The organism is Propioniferax innocua (assembly GCF_006716235.1).
Classification (GTDB): Bacteria; Actinomycetota; Actinomycetes; order Propionibacteriales; family Propionibacteriaceae; genus Propioniferax; species Propioniferax innocua.
In genome coordinates this window covers 887,723-904,801 of the sequence record NZ_VFOR01000002.1, presented here as the reverse complement: position 1 = coordinate 904,801, position 17,079 = coordinate 887,723, and the positions used below count along the sequence as shown (strand labels likewise).

General features: G+C 65.5%; 17 protein-coding genes. 11 read left to right on the top strand and 6 right to left on the bottom strand.

Going from position 1 to position 17,079, the window contains the following annotated elements; genetic code table 11:
• Positions 1-183: 183 nt before the first annotated feature.
• The 4 genes from FB460_RS10890 to deoC all read right to left on the bottom strand — a co-directional run bounded on the left by FB460_RS10890 (position 184) and on the right by deoC (position 4,767).
• Positions 184-384, bottom strand: coding sequence for a hypothetical protein (locus FB460_RS10890; RefSeq protein ID WP_170210059.1), 201 nt, complete (start codon positions 382-384; stop codon positions 184-186).
• A gap of 2 nt (positions 385-386) precedes the next feature.
• Entirely contained in the window at positions 387-2,819 is a 2,433-nt protein-coding gene (locus tag FB460_RS10885) for a heterodisulfide reductase-related iron-sulfur binding cluster (protein ID WP_246044369.1), read from the bottom strand.
• A 92-nt stretch (positions 2,820-2,911) separates the two neighbouring features.
• On the bottom strand, positions 2,912-3,883 hold the full coding sequence (locus FB460_RS10880) for an endonuclease domain-containing protein (protein ID WP_142094139.1): 972 nt from the start codon (positions 3,881-3,883) through the stop codon (positions 2,912-2,914).
• A gap of 230 nt (positions 3,884-4,113) precedes the next feature.
• A complete protein-coding gene (gene deoC / locus FB460_RS10875; protein WP_142094138.1) occupies positions 4,114-4,767 on the bottom strand; it encodes a deoxyribose-phosphate aldolase in 654 nt (217 codons plus the stop codon).
• A gap of 449 nt (positions 4,768-5,216) precedes the next feature.
• On the opposite strand from deoC, the gene FB460_RS10870 reads away from it, so the two are divergent.
• The 6 genes from FB460_RS10870 (at position 5,217) to dmpG (ending at position 10,470) form a co-directional block, all read left to right on the top strand.
• A complete protein-coding gene (locus FB460_RS10870; protein WP_142094137.1) occupies positions 5,217-6,197 on the top strand; it encodes a hypothetical protein in 981 nt (326 codons plus the stop codon).
• On the top strand, positions 6,197-7,006 hold the full coding sequence (locus tag FB460_RS10865; RefSeq protein WP_142094136.1) for a phosphotransferase: 810 nt from the start codon (positions 6,197-6,199) through the stop codon (positions 7,004-7,006). The genes FB460_RS10870 and FB460_RS10865 overlap by 1 nt, the downstream gene beginning before the upstream one ends.
• 10 nt (positions 7,007-7,016) lie before the next feature.
• Positions 7,017-7,529 carry a DoxX family protein gene (locus tag FB460_RS10860; protein WP_170210058.1) on the top strand — a complete coding sequence of 171 codons (513 nt, stop codon included), beginning with the start codon at positions 7,017-7,019 and terminating at the stop codon, positions 7,527-7,529.
• An 84-nt stretch (positions 7,530-7,613) separates the two neighbouring features.
• Entirely contained in the window at positions 7,614-8,402 is a 789-nt protein-coding gene (locus tag FB460_RS10855) for a 2-keto-4-pentenoate hydratase (protein WP_142094134.1), read from the top strand.
• A 74-nt stretch (positions 8,403-8,476) separates the two neighbouring features.
• On the top strand, positions 8,477-9,430 hold the full coding sequence (locus FB460_RS10850; protein WP_142094133.1) for an acetaldehyde dehydrogenase (acetylating): 954 nt from the start codon (positions 8,477-8,479) through the stop codon (positions 9,428-9,430).
• Positions 9,431-9,432: 2 nt separating this feature from the next.
• Positions 9,433-10,470: a 4-hydroxy-2-oxovalerate aldolase gene (gene dmpG, locus FB460_RS10845; protein ID WP_142094132.1), complete on the top strand. Its 1,038-nt coding sequence runs from the start codon at positions 9,433-9,435 to the stop codon at positions 10,468-10,470.
• 198 nt (positions 10,471-10,668) lie between these two features.
• On the opposite strand, the gene FB460_RS10840 is transcribed toward dmpG, so the two are convergent.
• Positions 10,669-11,883: an MFS transporter gene (locus FB460_RS10840; RefSeq protein ID WP_142094131.1), complete on the bottom strand. Its 1,215-nt coding sequence runs from the start codon at positions 11,881-11,883 to the stop codon at positions 10,669-10,671.
• A gap of 89 nt (positions 11,884-11,972) precedes the next feature.
• On the opposite strand from FB460_RS10840, the gene FB460_RS10835 reads away from it, so the two are divergent.
• Entirely contained in the window at positions 11,973-12,482 is a 510-nt protein-coding gene (locus FB460_RS10835; protein WP_142094130.1) for a 2'-5' RNA ligase family protein, read from the top strand.
• 33 nt (positions 12,483-12,515) lie between these two features.
• Here the strand turns inward: FB460_RS10835 and FB460_RS10830 are convergent, their stop codons facing one another.
• The gene (locus FB460_RS10830; protein WP_142094129.1) at positions 12,516-13,322 is read right to left on the bottom strand and encodes a thioesterase family protein; all 807 of its coding nucleotides are present in this window, start codon (positions 13,320-13,322) and stop codon (positions 12,516-12,518) included.
• 81 nt (positions 13,323-13,403) lie between these two features.
• Between FB460_RS10830 and FB460_RS10825 the strand changes: the two genes are divergently transcribed.
• The 4 genes from FB460_RS10825 (at position 13,404) to FB460_RS10810 (ending at position 17,066) form a co-directional block, all read left to right on the top strand.
• Complete coding sequence (locus FB460_RS10825; protein ID WP_142094128.1) at positions 13,404-13,838, top strand: fluoride efflux transporter FluC; 435 nt, start codon at positions 13,404-13,406, stop codon at positions 13,836-13,838.
• Positions 13,835-14,173: a fluoride efflux transporter FluC gene (locus tag FB460_RS10820; protein WP_142094127.1), complete on the top strand. Its 339-nt coding sequence runs from the start codon at positions 13,835-13,837 to the stop codon at positions 14,171-14,173. Before FB460_RS10825 ends, FB460_RS10820 begins: the two co-directional genes overlap by 4 nt.
• A gap of 227 nt (positions 14,174-14,400) precedes the next feature.
• Entirely contained in the window at positions 14,401-16,272 is a 1,872-nt protein-coding gene (dnaK, locus tag FB460_RS10815; protein WP_142094126.1) for a molecular chaperone DnaK, read from the top strand.
• Positions 16,269-17,066, top strand: coding sequence for a nucleotide exchange factor GrpE (locus tag FB460_RS10810; RefSeq protein WP_246044368.1), 798 nt, complete (start codon positions 16,269-16,271; stop codon positions 17,064-17,066). Before dnaK ends, FB460_RS10810 begins: the two co-directional genes overlap by 4 nt.
• Positions 17,067-17,079: the final 13 nt, after the last annotated feature.

Below are 17,079 nucleotides of genomic sequence, written 5' to 3'. Positions count from 1 at the left end.
CAGCTGTTCTTCAGCAGACAAGGCCTCGGAGACGAACGCGCGGTGGCGTTTGGGCCTCTATGAGGCCTCGCCGGAGTCGCTGGGTGAGCTGTGGCAGATTCCACCGTCTTCGGTGCGGATCGCCACACCGTGGAGCCTCGATGGGTGACGGCCGCTCGCTAACCGTGGAAACGCGCTGACCGACTATTTGAACAGGTCCCAGATACTGAAGGTCGTGCGCTTGTAGACGGCGTTCTTCACCGACTTCTTCGGACTCTTCACAAACCCCATACCCGGCTTGCCGTAGCCGGGGACCACCTTGCGCTTGATGGCCCGCTTTGCTCGACCGGTGGTTCGCACTTTGAGCGAGCGCTTGAGGCTTGGCTTCCGCATACCGAACTTCATCGTCACGTCCTCGCCTGGGGGTCCTCTCCTCCTGCGTCCGCAGGTCCGTCTTCGGAGGCCATGTCGGTTTCCTGATCCAACTCTGAGGTCTCGTCGTCGGAGGCCGTGTCGGCTTCCGGCCCCGGCTCGGGAGTCTCATCACTGGCCTCGGTGGTCTGCTCGTCCACCACGGCGTCCGCAGCATCGTCCTCGGCTTCGGTCTGCCCACGGCGCACGGCCTCAAGCAGGAGCTGAGCGACATCGAGGACCTCGACGTTCTCGGCCTGGCCATCCTGCTGCTTCGCGGTGACACCATCGGCCAGCATCACACGGCAGAACGGACAGCCCACGGCGATCGCCGAGTTCTCCTGGTTGTTCAGGACGGTGAGGGCCTCTTCGGTGCGGTTCATGTTGATCCGCGTGCCGATGGTCTCCTCCATCCACATGCGTGCGCCACCGGCGCCGCAGCAGAACGAGGTGGAGCGGTTGCGCGGCATCTCGGCCACCGTCGCGCCGGGGATCGACCCGAGCAGTTCACGCGGCGGCTCGTAGATGCGGTTGTGACGACCGATATAGCAGGGGTCGTGGTACGTGATCGTGCGATTCGCGCCGGCGGCGTCGGGTGCCGGCTTGAGTTTGCCCTCACGCACAAGACGATTGAGCAACTGCGTGTGGTGCACGACCTCCATCGTCAGACCAAGCTGCGGATATTCGTTCTTCAGGGTGTTGAGGCAGTGCGCGCAGGTGGTGACCACCTTTTTCGCCTCCGCCTCGGTCAGCGTCGCCACGTTCTCCCCGGCGAGCTGCTGGTAGATGAACTCGTTGCCCGAGCGGCGGGCCGAGTCGCCGGTGCAGGTCTCGTTCTTGCCGAGGATCGCGTAGGTGACACCGGCGGTGTGCAGGAGCTCCGCGACCGCCTGCGTCGTCTTCTTCGCACGATCCTCGAAGGCACCGGCACAACCGACCCAGAACAGGTACTCGACCTCGTTGAGATCATCGACATCCTTGCCCACCACGGGCACGTCGAAGTCGAGTCCCTTGGTCCAGTCCAAGCGACCCTTCTTGTTGAGGTTCCACGGGTTGCCCTTGGACTCGAGCCCCTTGTAGAGGCCATTGAGCTCCTCGGGGAACTCGTTCTCGATCATGACCTGGAAGCGGCGCATGTCCATGATGTGGTCGACATGCTCGATGTCGACCGGGCACTGCTCCACGCATGCGCCACATGAGGTGCACGACCACAGAACATCCGGGTCGACGACGGCCGCGATGCCGTCATCGCCGATCTGGATCGGGTTGTTGTGTGCAGCCTGGGCCAGCGCCTGCTGCCGCACGGCGGCCTCATCGGCACCCTCGGTGACCGTCGCGCCCACCAGCGGACGTTCGCCCTCCGCCTGCGCTTCCTTCGGCAGACCACCGCGAGCCTCCTCGGCGGCCTGCAGCCAGGGCGCCTTCGCGAAGGTGTGCTCGCGCAGGCCCATCATCAGGAGTTTCGGCGAGAGCGGCTTCTCGGTGTTCCATGCCGGGCACTGCGACTGGCAGCGTCCGCACTCGGTGCAGGAGGTGAAGTCGAGCAGGCCCTTCCAGGAGAAATCCTCGATCTTGCCGGCGCCCAGGGCGGCGTCCTCATCGAGATCCTCAAGTTCCTCGAAGTCCAAGGGCTTGCCGCCGACATTGACCGGATCGAGTTCACCGAGGGCCACGGTGCCGTCAGCGTGCCGCTTGAACCAGATGTTCGGCCACGCGGTGAAGCGGTGCCACGCCACACCCATTGTGAGGTTGAGGGAGATCACGCAGAACCAAGCCATCGAGACGAGGATCTTGATTGCCGCCACCCAGATGATCGCGGTCTCCAAGGCCTCGACCGAAGCGTTCGGCGCGAGGAAGGAGGTGAGCGGAAAGTGGAAGGGCGTGGCGCTCTCGGCACCCTGGGCCCGGAAGAGACCGAATTCAAGCCCTCGCAGTGCAAGCACACAGATGCCGATGGCGAGGATCGTGAACTCCACATACAGGGCCATCCAGGAACGTGAGCCTGTGAAGCGGCCCTTGCCATTGCCCACCAGGACGAGGCGGTTGAGGATCAGGAAGCAGATCGCCACCGTCATGATCCAGGCGATACCTTCCAGAACCCACTCGTAGAGGAAGAAATGCCCGATGAGAGGCAGTGCGAAGGAGGGGTTGAAGATCTGCCCGTACGCATTCACCAAGGTGGTGAACAGGTACATGAAGCCGATCAGCACGATCCAGTGCGCGGCACCGACACCGCTGAGCTTGAGCATGCGGGTGTGTCCCAGAGACTCGATGAGCAGGACCTTCCAACGGTTTCCTGCGGCATCAGTGCGGCCGAGAGTGGGCTGGCCCAGCTTCATCACGCCGACGATGCGCATGACTGCTCGTACGAACAGTGCGACACCGAGCACGGTGCTCGCGAGCGCCAGAACAAGGGGCACAACAGTCACGGTCAACTCCGTCCGTAGGGTCCGCACCAGATTACGGGTGACAGCAGGTTACGCGAAGGTAACTTATTCGGCCAGTAGTGTCCGGTGAATTGCTACATGGCCAGCGCGGCGTGAACTTCTGCGACCACCTGGGCGGGGCGGGAGGTCAGGTCATCCCAAGTGAAGCGCAGCACACGCCATCCTGCGAGGGTCAGCAGATTTTGCCGCCTGCGGTCTCGGACGAAGGTGGAGCGGTCGGAGTGGAAGGCGAAGCCGTCCGCCTCCACCACAAGGCGTTCCTTGTCGAATCGTGCGTCGGGGTGGATGGTCTGTGTTCCCACCTGGAGAGGCGCATTGGCCGTCCAGCCGGTGATGCCCGCGTGGTCGAAGAGATCGTGCAGGAGCCTTTCCATCTCCGACCAGGGCCACGTGGTGGTGCGCTGGACGAGGCGGCGACGGACCGGGTTGCCGATCCGGCCCGGCGTTGAGCGCAGGGCTGAGCTGATCTGGTCGAGGGTCTCCACGGGGTGGCGAGTCGCACGCATCAATGCGTCGATGAGCTCGGCCCCGCGTGTGGCCGCCACATCAACTGCAGCCATGGCTGCAGTGGTGCGGCGGATTCCGTGGACCTCCCTCCAATGATCGTCGGGGACCTGCCTGTGGATGAGCCGGAACCTTGTGAAGCGATGGGACCTGCCTCGATGCGCGGCGGTGATGCGCGTGGGGGGTGTCGTGATCTGACCATTGAGCCACGCAGCGGTTTCGCCCACGAAGATCGCATCGGGATAGGCGCGAGCCACGGCCCGAACGACCGTGGCCGTATCGGCTCGTGGAGTGATGTACAGGCCACGCATCAGACGTGTGAGATGGCCGAGCCCATGCCACCGCAGGACCCGGCGCTTGTCCGAAGTCGACAGTTCCGGAGCATGGATGACCCCACCACCGGCTTCGAGAAGCGCGGTGAGTCGTTCATCCGGCAGGCCGGTCGCTCTCTTGGAATGGGCTCTTCTCGGTTCATCACTGGACACCCGGTGATGTGGTGCTTGGCGGTGCGGTGCTGCCTCATGCGCTGGTGGATGGCTCATGCCCTGCACTGTGGAAGGGGCAGCAGCAGATCGAACCCCTTGAATCTGGTGCTCTGGATAATGCTCGGTGCGGTTTCCTACTTGTGGATAACTGTGCGGAGCGAAGGTATGGGCTCTGGTGCTCGCTGGCGGAATCCAGTGGGAGGAAACCGCATGGCGAAGATGGACACTGAGCGCCCCATGGGGTGAGCCTCAACGTGTGGGGCGTCTATTGCCGCGTGGGTTGTCCGTCACTGAGCGCCGGCGAGCACAGACCGGGTGCCCGACATGCCCAAGCGTGTGGCGCCGGCATCGAGCATCTCGTTGGCGGTCTTCCAGTCTCGGATTCCTCCGGAGGCCTTCACTCCCAGACGCCCGCCCACGGTGCGGTGCATGAGGTGCACGGCCTGCAGGCTGGCGCCGCCCGCAGGGTGGAAGCCCGTCGAGGTCTTGACGAAGTCGGCGCCCGCTTCCTCAGCAAGGCGACAGCCGGTGACGATTTCCTCGTCGGTGAGAGCCGCGGTTTCGAGGATCACCTTCAGCAGCGCTCCGTGAACGGCGTTGCGGACGCACGCGATGTCGGCGCCGGCGCGGTCGGGGTCAGAGCGCAGAAGCCCAAGGTCCACGACCATGTCGATCTCGTCAGCGCCATGGCCCACAGCCAGAGCGGCCTCGATCGCCTTCACCGAAGAGTGGTGATTTCCGGAGGGGAAACCGCACACGGCGGCGGTGCGCACCTCTCCGAGATCAGCGTTCAACGGCAATCGTGAAGGGGACACGCACACCGACCAGACTCCGAGCGCCGGTGCCTCCTGCACGAACGCGGTCACCTCTTCATCGGTGGCGTGCGGAGTCAGGATCGTGTGGTCGACGAGTTGCGCGACCTCTCGTGCGGTGCGGGTCATGGCCGCACCGTAAACCTCCCGCCGATCTTGCAGCAATGAACTCGACCTCAGGGTGAGGGTTTCCCGCGGGGTGAGCAGCCGTTTCGGGTGTGGTTCCGAAAGAGGTGCCCATCTCCAAGGGGGACGCAGGGACCTGTGCGCGAGTCTTCCCCGAGAGGACCCGTGGCGCACCGAGCGCGACTAGAGTGCCGCTTGTGAGCTTCAATTTCGGGAACCCTCAGCAACCGTCCGGCTCGGGGGGATCGCAGCCACCGCAGCCGGGTCGACCGACCCCGCCTCAACCGGGCGGTTGGGGAGCGTCGCCGGGTATGCCCCCGGCCCCTCACGGTGCTCCGCCCGCCCCGCAGGGGCCGGCCATGCCGCCGGCCCCACAGGGCCCGATGGGGCAGCCATCGGCGCCGATGAATCAGCCCTCGGCGCCCACGGGGCAGCCATCCGCTCCTCATGCGATGCAGCCGAACCAAGGGCGACCGGCTCCGGTTCGCGCCGGTGGCATCCATCTGGTCGGGATCCTCACGCTTGTGTTGATGGTGATCGTCGGTTCGTGGATCGGGTTCCGGGCCAACCGCGTGAGCCCGGCCTCGGCATCGGTGGATTCTGCGTGGCAGAAGTACGGCGGCGGGGACTCGGCGAGTTCCGAGCTCACCAGCAAGCTCCGTTCCGAGGGTTTCCGGTGCACCGACGATGCGCGTGAGGACGGCACCTTCCGACGGTTCTGCGGAGACTATTCCGCGGAGAATTCGCGGTCGGTCGAATGGGCCGGTGACTCGGAGTCGGGGGCGGTGTCGCGGGTCTACATCGACATGAGCCCCACTGGCGAGGGCAACCGTGCGGTGGCACAGGCGGCTATTTCGGCCGTGGTGCCCGACGGGCCCGAGCGTGAACCTGCGATCGCGCTGTTCCAGCAACCAGGGGCCTCGCAGACGGTTGAAGGCCCGTGGGGCGTCGCAGGGTACCTCCCCGATGGTTCCTTTGCGGCGACCTCGTCGGTTCCGCCCACACTCTCGGAGGCTCGTCTCCTCACCGGGCTGTCGGGTGTTCAGCCCAAAGCCGAGGCTGCGGGCTACACGTGCAAGACGAGTGAATCGACCAACGCTCTCACCTGTGACCGCCAGGCCCAGGACGGACAGTGGACGATCACCGTGACCGATGTGGACGGGCAGTACGTGGATGTCTCCGCTGAAGTGGCGGCGGCCGACGTCAACAGCGTGGACCCGGCAGAGGAATTGCTGAAGGTCATTCCCGACGATCCGGAGAACCGCGACGCTCGACGCTGGCTGGAGCAGGCTCCGCGCAAGCAGGGGTCGGCGGGTCTTTGGCGTGGGTTCGTCATGGAATACCGCGTGAACGAGGCCGGCGGCACGGTTCGCGCTTCGGCCGGCACGACCTGTCATCCGGTCGCCCCGGGCGAGACCGAATACGTCTGCTGATGCGTCCAGTGGTGGTCGACGATGGCCGGGACACCCGCGTGGCCCTGTCGGGCGGTTGGCTCTGGCGTGGTCCACGACATCGTCGTGCGGAGGAAAGGCTCCGTGCAGAAGCTGGGCTGCTGGCATGGGTGGCGCCACAGGTGCCGCTGGCGGTGCCCCTGCCGGAGCTGTTCTCCGCCGAGCCGTTGCGTTTCCGGCACCGTCCGATCATGGGTGGGCCCTGGACGCCGGGGGCCGATGACGCGGCCGAGGGCGAGTCGTTCGGGGCCTTCCTGAAGGCGCTGCACGCCTTGCCCGTCGACGAGGCGGTGGCCGCAGGTGCTCGGGACGCCGAGGAGATCAGCGGTGAGCAGCAACGATTGCGGGAGCGGTGTTCCACCGAGGTGGTGCCGCGTCTGCCGCGCTCGGCTCAGGCTCCGGCGTTGGCCGTGCTCATGCGGCAGATCGGAGTCGGCGATATCGATGCCACATTTGTGCACGCTGATGTACGCGCCGAGCACCTTTTGCGTGGTGAAGAGGGATTGACCGGAGTCATCGACTGGCTCGACGCCGGGATCGGCGACCCGGCTATGGACCTCGCCTGGCCGCTGTACGGTGCCACGCCGCAGTTCGCTGAAGGGTTCCGCGCGGCTTACGGGGTGCCGTCAGGCTTGGAGGCCAGAGCCAAGGACCATCACCTGTTGCGCGGGATGCTCGGTGTCTTGCGAGCGCTGGATCGTACAGATGTTGCGGCGGCGGAAGAGATGTCGGCGAGGCTGGAGCGCATTCTGTCTGATGTCGAATCGATTCATGGCGGTCGGCGTCTGTAGTGTTCGGCGCATGAAGACGCTGCGTCTGTTGCTCGGTGACGTTGTACTGCTCGTTGCGCGCTTGGCGCTGGGGGCTGTTCTGATCCTGCGGGGTTGGAGCCGTTTGATGGCTGAGGGCGGCATGGGCGCGCAAGTGCAGTATCTGACCGATCGGCAGGTTCCTGCGCCCGAGATCATGGCCTGGGGCGCGACGATCTTCGAGCTCGGGGGCGGGGCGTTCTTGGTCTTCGGGTTGTTGACGCCTCTGATCGGGGCAGTCCTTGCGGTCGAGCAGATTTTGGTGATCGTGTGGACCAACTGGTTCAACGGGCTTCAAGGCGGCCCTTCCGGCCCGGGGTTCGAAACCAATCTTGCTCAGGCCAGCATGGGCTTGGCGTTCCTTGCTTTCGGAGGGGGCCGGGCAGCGCTGGACAATCTCTTCAAGAGGCCCAAGGACGATGTGGGCGAGCAGCAGGTGATGAATGACGAGCTCGCTGATGAGCCTGGTCAGGACGGGCAGGAGAGTCTGTTGCCGATCAGCTGAGTCCGGATCTCTGGCCGCACATTGAGTTCCGCACAACGGAACGACTCCGGCGGGTCGGCGGGAGTGCAGACCTAGGATGACGCCATGACTGCTGCCAAGGATGAAGCAATCCGGGCCGCCGCCGATCGTCTCATCGAGGCCTTTGCGACGGGTGAGCCCACCGATCCGATTCGGGATTCCGTTCCGGACATGACTCTGGACGATGCCTATGAGGTCCAGGTGCTGGTCGAGCAGGCCCTCGTCAAGACCCGTGGCGCGGTCGTGGGGCGCAAGATCGGCCTGACGTCGAAGGCCATGCAGGAACAGCTCGGAGTCGATTCGCCCGATTTCGGCTTCCTGACCGAAGACATGATGCACTACGGCGACTCCACCGTTCTGGCCGAGAACTTCATCTCGCCGAAGGTCGAGCCGGAGTTCGCCTTCAAGCTCAACAAGCGTCTCGCCGGGCCAGGTGTCACGCGTGAGGATGCCGTCGCCGCCATCGAGAGTGTGCACCCGGCCATCGAGATCATCGATTCACGCGTGCGTGATTGGAACATCCGTCTGGTCGACACCGTTTCCGACAATGCGAGTTGCGGCGCCGTGGTGATCGGCAGCGAACCGCTCGACGTCGATCCGAACAATCTCATGCCGGTTGCCTGCTCGATCGTGATCGACGGCAAGCAGATCGCCAGCGGTACCGGCGCCGATGTGCTCGACGATCCGATCGCCCCCATGGTCTGGCTGGCCAACATCCTCGGTGAACGTGGCGTCGCCATGAACGCCGGCGACATCGTGATCCCCGGAAGTTTCACCGCTGCTCAGGTGGTCGAGTCCGGGTCCACCGCCACTGCCGACTTCGGCGAACTCGGCAGCATCTCGGTCACTTTCTGAGGCCGACGCCTCCCGGTGGCGCGCTTTGACGCGTCCTGAGACCTCACACGATCCCCAGCAAGGAGCTCCTCGACATGACGGAAATTCTCACCGACGAGTCCCGGCCGTTCACAGCGGCCATCGTGGGCTCGGGCAACATCGGCACCGACCTGATGTTCAAGCTCGCCCGCCGCAGCAAGGTCATCTCGCCGAAGTACATGATCGGCATCGACCCCAACTCCGACGGCCTCAAGCGTGCCGCTCAGCACGGCCTCACCGCCAGCCACGAGGGTGTCGACTGGTTGCTCGATCTCCCCAAGGACGAGCTGCCCGACTTCGTCTTCGAGTGCACCTCGGCCAAGGCCCACGCCGCCAACGCGCCGCGGTACAAGGAAGCCGGCATCCACGCCATCGACCTGACGCCCGCCGCCGTCGGCCCGTACCTCTGCCCGCCGGTGAACCTCGACAGCCTCGAGGAGGTCATGAACGTCAACATGATCACCTGCGGTGGCCAGGCGACCACTCCGATGGTGGCCGCGGTGTCGCGCATCGTGGATGTGGACTATGCCGAGATCGTCGCGTCGATCAGCTCCAAGTCAGCCGGCCCGGGAACTCGCGCCAATATCGACGAATTCACCGAGACCACCTCCGAGGCCCTCAAGGTCGTCGGTGGTGCGAAGGACTCCAAGGCGATCATCATCCTGAACCCGGCCGAGCCGCCGGTCATGATGCGCAACACCGTCTATTGTTCGCTGCCCGCCGAGGCGGCGGCTCCCGGCGAGTTGCGCGACAAGATCACCGAATCGGTCAACGAGATGGTCAAGATCGTGCAGGACTACGTGCCCGGCTACGAACTGACCGCCGAGCCCCAGTTCGACGAGGCGCAGGAGCGTTGGGGCGGCAAGGGTCGCGTCACGCTGCTGGTGCAGGTCCGTGGTGCTGCGGACTATCTGCCCGAGTACGCGGGCAACCTGGACATCATCACCTCGGCGGCGACGCGTACCGCCGACCTGCTCGCCGAGATGATCAGCAACGAGAAGGGACAGTGAGCATGTCGCAGACCAACAACGGGCCCTACGAGGTTCGCCTCACCGATACGACGCTGCGTGACGGCTCGCATGCCGTGCAGCACCAGTTCACCGAGAAGCAGGTCCGTGACGTCGTTCGCGCGCTGGACGATGCCCGCGTCGAGGTCATCGAGGTGACCCACGGTGATGGCCTGGCCGGTTCCTCGTTCAACTACGGCTTCTCGGGAACCCCCGAGATGGAGCTCATCTCCGCCGCCGTGGACGAGGCCAAGAACGCGCGCATCGCCTGCCTGATGTTGCCGGGTGTCGCCCGCATCCCCGACATGCAGGAGGCCCGTGACCGTGGCGCGGAGATCATCCGCATCGCCACGCACTGCACCGAGGCTGACATCTCGATTCAGCATTTCCAGGAAGCCCGCAACATGGGCTTCGAGACCGTCGGCTTCCTGATGCTGTCGCACATGACCACGCCGGACAACCTCGCCAAGCAGGCCCGGATCATGGTCGACGCAGGCTGCCAGTGCGTGTACGTCGTGGATTCGGCCGGGCACCTCATCCTCGAGGATGTCTCCGATCGCGTCGACGCCCTCATGCAGGAGATCGGTGGCGAGGCCCAGGTCGGCTACCACGGTCACCAGAACCTCTCGATGGGTGTCGCCAACTCCGTGCTCGCGATTCGCGCCGGCGCCAAGCAGATCGACGGCACCCTGTGCGCTCTCGGTGCCGGCGCCGGCAACTCGCCCACCGAGGTGCTCGCCGCGGTGTTCGAGCGTCTGGACATCAAGGCAGACATCGACCTCTCCGGGCTGCTCGACGCCGCCGAGGATGTCGTCAAGCCGATCATCACGCGCATGCCGCTGATGGATCGTTCCTCGATCGTCCAGGGCAAGGCGGGTGTCTACAACTCGTTCCTCATCCACGCGGAGCGGGCACAGGAGCGCTACGGCGTTCCGGCTCACAAGATTCTCGAGGAGGTCGGACGCCGTCAGCTCGTCGGTGGTCAGGAGGACATGATCATCGATGTGGCCGTCGCGCTGAAGAACGAGGGCGTCACGCTCTGACGGTCTTTCCACCGCATTGATTCACAGCGCATTGAACGCTGAGGTCTGAATGCCCCGTGCCGACAGGTGCGGGGCATTCGGCGTTCTTGGGTCGACGCGCGGGTCTGGAATTTTCAGTGGAGGCTCAGGCACCGATGTCGGTGCGTGGGCTTCCACTGAACCAAGCGGGGTGCTGAACCAGGCGAGGCGCAGAACGGTTTAGGACACCTGACGTCGCGGTACGTACTGCCGGGCGAACAACGCGAGCCCGGCGGCGATCACGATGAGGACGCCGACCAGCAGCACCACGCCGGGCCAGCGTCCGGCCTGCCATGCGGTGCCCGCGAGGGAACCGAAGCCGGCCGAACCGAGGTAGTAGACGCACAGGTACATGGATGCCGCCTGCCCGGCTCCGCCGCTGCGGGCCACCGCCCGTGCCGGGACCCAGGCACTCGTGACGCCATGTGCGGCGAAGAACCCGCCGGTGAGGATGGCGACGCCGAGCACCACCAGCCACAGGGGTTGGGCGAGGGTCAGTGCGGTCCCGGCGAGGGTGATGAGGATGCTGGCGAGTACGACGGTTCCGGCACCGTGTTTGTCGGCCAAGCGTCCGCCCAGTCCGCTGGTCCATGAGCCGATGGCGTAGCTGAGAAAGACGAAGGACACCGCGCCGACGCTGAGGTGGTACGGGTCGGTGACGAGCCGGAATGCCAGTCCGTTGTAGGCGGCGACGAAGGCGCCGAAGAGGGTTCCGCCGATGGCGTACATGGCCAGCAGGGCGGGGTCGGTGAGGACGCGTCCCATGCGGCGAAGGATCTCGCGGGGCTGGGCGGGCTGGGGCTGGAAGTTCTGGGAGCGGGGGAGGAGCCAGAACACGGCGACGGCACAGGCGAGCCCCACCAGCCCCAGTCCGCCGACGGCCGCGCGCCAGCCGAAGAAGTCGGTCAGTGTGCCGCTGATGAGTCGACCGCTCATGCCACCGATCGCGGTGCCGCCGATGTAACTGCCCGTCGCCCGCAGCCGTGCTTGAGGATGGACTTCCTCGCGCAGGTAGGCGGTCGCGGTGGAGGGGAGGCCGGCGAGTACCACGCCCTGGAAGGCGCGCAACAGCACGAGCAGGTGCCAGTTCGGGCTGAATGAGATGCCGACGCCCACCGCCGACGCCGCGAACAGCGAGCCGAAGATCAACGGGGTTCGGCCCACCGTGTCGGTCAGTGGCCCGGCAAGCACGAGTGCGATACCGATGCCGAGCGTCGCCGCTGACAGGCTCCACGTGCTCTGGGTCGCGGTGATGTCGAAGGCGTCGGCGAGTTCGGGCAGCAGGGGCTGCGTCGCGTGCAGCAGCGCGAATGTCGCCAGACCTGCGAGGAACAGGCTGCCTGTCAGGCGGCGGTAGCCGCCCGATCCCGGCGCATGTCCTTCGAAAGACGTCACCTTTGCATCTTAGGCACGTTGCACGGGGGCCTCGAGGATGCTGCTCCAACGCACTCTCATCTGGCGTGTGCCGTGTGAGGATGGGCCTGATGACCTCGCCTGACAACATCTTGTTACGCCTCGATCCCGCCGACGAGGGGCGGGTGCGTGCGGTGTTCGATGCTCTCGAAGCCCGTGGATTCCCGCGTCAGCAGCAGACGCCCCACATCACGATCACTTTCGCGCCGACGATGCCCGCCGACGTCGTCGATCTGGCGGGCGAACTTTTGCCCGCTGTGGTCCCCGCATCGTTTCGACGGGCTGGCGTTGTGGTGTTCGGGACCCGTCGCAGGCAGACCGTCGCATGGCTGTTGGAGACATCCGAGGAGCTGGAGCACATCGCCTGTGAGGTCAGCGCGGCGAACCCCGAAGGACGGGGCCGACGCTGGACCCCTCATCTGACCGTGGGGTTGCGGCTTCCGCGCCGGATGGTGGGTGAATACATCACCGCTCTCGATGCGCTGACGCCGCCGGATCTTGCAGAATTCACGGCCGTGCGAGCGGGGTTGTGGCGTCCGCGGGCCCAGGAGTTCACGTTGCTGGCTGGGGAGGCCCCGTGAGGAGGCCCGTGCTGTGATCCATTCAGGTCAGCGTCAGCTCTTGGGCATGGGGCGCACGGTGAGGATCTGCTCCAGCTTTCCGAGTGGTCCTTCGACGTCATGGAGGACGCTGGAGGTGAGCCCGGCACCGTCGTTGCTGAATGACTGTCGGATCTCCAACCCGAGCCATTCGGTGTCCACCGGCTGACGGAAGATGTGGGCGGTCCAGTCGACGTTCGGGAACATCCAGACCTTGGGGCTCGTGCGGGGAACCGAGCCGTTGGCGCAGTCGGCGAGGCGAAGGAATTCGGCGAGGGCCGGTGCCGAACCGTCGGTGAACAGTGGGTTGTCACTGCGTACCCAGACGATGCCGTGGCCGGGTTTGTTGTCCCGGTGCGCGCGCACATCGATCTGTTCGATGAATCCACCGGGCCAGGACTTCAGGAAAGGCTCCACTGTGGCGCATTCCTCGTGGCCGGGGATCGCGTCGTAGGGGTGGCCCGCCACTTCGCCGGTGTCGTTGTGGGCAAGACGCCATGAGCGTCCTCGGATCGCCACGCGGTCGCCGATGGTGGCCTCACCCTCGACGAGTTCGATGGTCCGGCCCGGGCGCAGGGTGCGTGTCTCCACGTGGGTGTCGGTCAGGTCGATGACGCCGCAGATCTCCAGGCTGATCCGTGCGGTCTGCATGTCTTCACGGTGGTCGTGCATCTGCAGGGCGGCGGTGAGCAGTCCGGCGACCGGTGCCATGTGTTGCTCGGTGTCGCGCCAGGCGCCTTGGACGTGTTTGGTCGGCCGGTACATGCCGTCGCCGAGGGGTTCGTAGAAGCCGCGGGGTTGTTCGCTCAACGTCGTCGTCATGCGTCCTCCTCAAAGTGTGACGCCAGAAGGTTAGCCGTCGTTCACTGAGGCTGGGAAGAGGGTCGCGATACCGTTTCACCCATGGAGGGCCTGGCGCGAGCTGCGATGCCCCGCCCGGGCGGTGGGCGGGCCCCGTCGGCTCTCTCGCCGGTGGTCCTTGGGCTCGTCGCCCTCGGCGGCGGAATCGGTGCGGTCCTGCGTCATGCCCTGACGCTCGCAGTCGCGGGTCACTCGGTGGCGGTGATCCTGGTGATCAACATCGTCGGCTCGGGTGTTCTCGGTGGGTTGAGTGCCCGTCTTGCCCGCCCCGACGCGCCGTTCTGGCTCAGGCCGGTGTTCGGTGTCGGGCTCCTGGGTGGGTTCACCACGTTCTCCTCGGTGATGGCCGACGCGGCGGCCGCTGGCCCCGCGGGTGGGGCTGTGCAGATTCTGGTGCAGGTCGTGACGTGTGTGCCGGCCGCTGCTCTGGGGCACGGTCTGGTGGCCCGGGGGAAGCCGGTCGGGGAGGGGCGATGACGATGCTCGGGGTCTTCCTCGGTGGAGCGCTCGGCGCGACCCTGCGGTACCTGCTGGAGACGCTCTTCTCGGCGGGCCGAACCTTTGCCTGGGGCATGTTGGCGGCCAATGCGCTCGGCTCCATGGCCCTTGGGCTGGTGCTGGCGAACGTTCCGCCGGGGCCTTTGCAGGTGTTCCTCGGTGCGGGTTTCTGCGGTGCGTTGACGACGTTCTCGTCGTATTCCGTCGCAACCGTCGAGTTCTGGCGAGAGGGCCGATGCGGCATGGCGGGCGTGCACATCGTGGTTCATCTGGCTCTCGGATTGGCTGCCTTCTCGCTTGGCGTCAGCGTCTGACGCGGCTGCCGGCCTCCATGGGCGGGCGTGTCCTCGGGCACTGAAACCCTGATTGGACCCGGAGTTGAGTCGGCTCGACTCAATGTGATTTGCGTGACGGGCAAAGCGGGTACATAGTTGAGTGCGTAAGGCTCAAGGTCAATATTGAGTGATATTGACTCAAGTCGCTCACCACGCAGGAAGTACTCAACCGCCCGCTCTGCGGGCGCATCCCAGGAGGAACACACATGGCTCGTGCAGTAGGTATCGACCTCGGCACCACCAACTCGGTCGTCGCGGTTCTCGAGGGCGGCGAACCCACCGTCATCCCCAACGCGGAGGGCGCGCGCACCACTCCATCGGTGGTCGCCTTCGCCAAGGGCGGCGAGGTTCTGGTCGGCGAGGTCGCCAAGCGTCAGGCCGTCACCAATGTCGACCGCACCATCCGTTCGGTCAAGCGCCACATGGGCACCGACTGGAACGTCGACATCGACGACAAGAAGTACACGGCGCAGGAGATCAGCGCTCGTACTTTGATGAAGCTCAAGCGTGACGCCGAGTCGTACCTCGGCGAGCCGGTCACCAACGCGGTCATCACCGTGCCGGCCTACTTCTCCGACGCCGAGCGGCAGGCGACGAAGGAGGCCGGCGAGATCGCCGGACTCACCGTGGACCGCATCGTCAATGAGCCCACCGCTGCCGCGCTCGCCTACGGTCTGGACAAGGACGAGGCCGATCAGACGGTCCTGGTCTTCGACCTCGGTGGCGGCACGTTTGACGTCTCGCTCCTGGACATCGGCCACGAGGGCGGCAAGTCGTTCTTCGAGGTCCGATCCACCAACGGCGACAACCGCCTGGGTGGCGACGACTGGGACAACCGCATCGTCGATTGGCTCGTCGAGCAGTTCAAGAACAAGAACGGTGTCGATCTCGGTGCCGACAAGATCGCCAAGCAGCGTCTGCTCGAGGCCGCCGAGAAGGCCAAGATCGAGCTGTCGAGCGCGAGCGAGACCTCGATCAACCTCCCGTACGTGACGCTGGGTGAATCCGGCCCGCTGCACCTCGAGGAGAAACTGACCCGCGCCGAGTTCCAGAAGATGACTTCGGATCTCATCGACCGCTGCCGCGCACCGTTCAACGCCGTGGTCAAGGACGCCGGCATTTCGCTGGGCGAGATCGACCATGTCGTTCTGGTCGGTGGTTCGACGCGTATGCCCGCCGTGGTCGATCTGGTCAAGGAGATGACCGGCGGCAAGGACCCGCACAAGGGCGTCAACCCCGATGAGGTCGTGGCTCTGGGCGCTTCGCTGCAGGCCGGTGTGCTCAAGGGTGAGGTCAAGGACGTGCTGCTGCTCGACGTCACCCCGCTGTCGCTGGGCATTGAGACCAAGGGTGGCGTCATGACCAAGATCATCGAGCGCAACACCACAATTCCGACCAAGTCCAGCGAGGTCTTCACCACCGCCGAGGACAACCAGTCGCAGGTGATGATTCAGGTCTACCAGGGTGAGCGCGAGTTCGCCCGCGACAACAAGTCGCTCGGCAACTTCGAGCTCACCGGTCTGATGCCGGCGCCGCGCGGTGTCCCGCAGATCGAGGTGACCTTCGACATCGACGCCAACGGCATCGTCCACGTCAACGCCAAGGACACCGCGACCGGCAAGGAACAGTCCATGACCGTCACCGGCGGTTCGGCCCTGTCGAAGGACGAGATCGACCGGATGGTCGCCGAGGCCGAGAAGCACGCTGACGAGGACAAGAAGCGTCGTGAGGATGTCGAGGCCCGCAATGAGGCCGAGCAGCTGGTGTTCCGCACCGAGAAGTTGCTCGACGAGAACGACGAAACCCTCGAGGACAGCGTCAAGGATCCGGTGAAGGACGCCGTGGCCGAGCTCAAGACCGCGCTGGAGGGCGAGGACATCGAGGAGATCAAGGCCAAGATGGAGAACCTCAACGGCAAGGCTGCTGAGATGGGCCAGGCCGTGTACGCCAAGGCCCAGGCCGATGCCGCCGCCCAGCCGGGCACCGAAGGTGAATCCACCTCCACCGGTGAGCAGGCCGACGACGATGTCGTCGATGCCGAGATCATCGATGAAGAGAACGGTGACGAGCAGAAGTGACGTCGTACCGTCATCCGGGCTCGGGGGCGCATGTTTCCGGGCCCGGATGGTCGGGCTTCGGGCCCGACCACGAGTCGGCCGAGCCGCGTGTGGTCATCCGTGACCGACGCCGCATCGACCCGAACACCTACACCGTTCGCGATCAGACCAACGTTGATGACCAGACAGGAGATGCCGTGGGCACCGATCCGACCGAACCCATGAACGAGGGCGAGGTCCTCGATCCCCAATCGAGCGACGCTGTCGGCAGCGTCGACGGATCCGAGGCCGCCGCAGCCGCGGATCAGGAAGACGCCGCCACCGAGGCGATCCCAGAGAATCACGAGGCCGACGCCGGAATCGACCCCGAGATCGCCGCTGCCAAGGCGGAGGCCGCTGAGCGGACCGAGGACCTCAAACGTCTGCAGGCGGAGTATGTCAATTACAAGCGGCGGGTGGACCGCGACCGCGAACTCCAGAAGCAGGCTGGCATCGAGAAGGTCCTCCACGACCTCATGGGAGTGCTCGATGATCTGCGTGCGGCCAAGCAGCACGAGGAACTCTCGGGCGGCTTCAAGCTCGTCGCCGAGGAGATCGAGAAGGTCGCGCACAAGCATGGTCTCGAGGCCTACGGAGAGAAGGACGACCCCTTCGACCCGCAGATCCACGAGGCGCTGATGCAGGTGCCGACGCCGGGCGTCACCGAGCCGACCTGCTTGGACGTCATGCAAGTGGGCTATCGCCGTGGCGAGCGTGTGCTGCGTGCGGCACGCGTGGCCGTGGCGATGCCTTCCGAGGAACAGGCCGAAGGCTGAGTGCTCCCGCGCG

Bases quoted from the DNA above. Each gene is read 5' to 3' on its own strand.
- FB460_RS10890 (WP_170210059.1), bottom strand. From the start codon at position 384: ATGAAGTTCGGTATGCGGAAGCCAAGCCTCAAGCGCTCGCTCAAAGTG.
- FB460_RS10880 (WP_142094139.1), bottom strand. From the start codon at position 3,883: ATGAGCCATCCACCAGCGCATGAGGCAGCACCGCACCGCCAAGCACCA.
- deoC (WP_142094138.1), bottom strand. From the start codon at position 4,767: ATGACCCGCACCGCACGAGAGGTCGCGCAACTCGTCGACCACACGATC.
- FB460_RS10870 (WP_142094137.1), top strand. From the start codon at position 5,217: ATGCAGCCGAACCAAGGGCGACCGGCTCCGGTTCGCGCCGGTGGCATC.
- FB460_RS10865 (WP_142094136.1), top strand. From the start codon at position 6,197: ATGCGTCCAGTGGTGGTCGACGATGGCCGGGACACCCGCGTGGCCCTG.
- FB460_RS10860 (WP_170210058.1), top strand. From the start codon at position 7,017: ATGAAGACGCTGCGTCTGTTGCTCGGTGACGTTGTACTGCTCGTTGCG.
- FB460_RS10855 (WP_142094134.1), top strand. From the start codon at position 7,614: ATGACTGCTGCCAAGGATGAAGCAATCCGGGCCGCCGCCGATCGTCTC.
- FB460_RS10850 (WP_142094133.1), top strand. From the start codon at position 8,477: ATGACGGAAATTCTCACCGACGAGTCCCGGCCGTTCACAGCGGCCATC.
- dmpG (WP_142094132.1), top strand. From the start codon at position 9,433: ATGTCGCAGACCAACAACGGGCCCTACGAGGTTCGCCTCACCGATACG.
- FB460_RS10835 (WP_142094130.1), top strand. From the start codon at position 11,973: ATGACCTCGCCTGACAACATCTTGTTACGCCTCGATCCCGCCGACGAG.
- FB460_RS10830 (WP_142094129.1), bottom strand. From the start codon at position 13,322: ATGACGACGACGTTGAGCGAACAACCCCGCGGCTTCTACGAACCCCTC.
- FB460_RS10825 (WP_142094128.1), top strand. From the start codon at position 13,404: ATGGAGGGCCTGGCGCGAGCTGCGATGCCCCGCCCGGGCGGTGGGCGG.
- FB460_RS10820 (WP_142094127.1), top strand. From the start codon at position 13,835: ATGACGATGCTCGGGGTCTTCCTCGGTGGAGCGCTCGGCGCGACCCTG.
- dnaK (WP_142094126.1), top strand. From the start codon at position 14,401: ATGGCTCGTGCAGTAGGTATCGACCTCGGCACCACCAACTCGGTCGTC.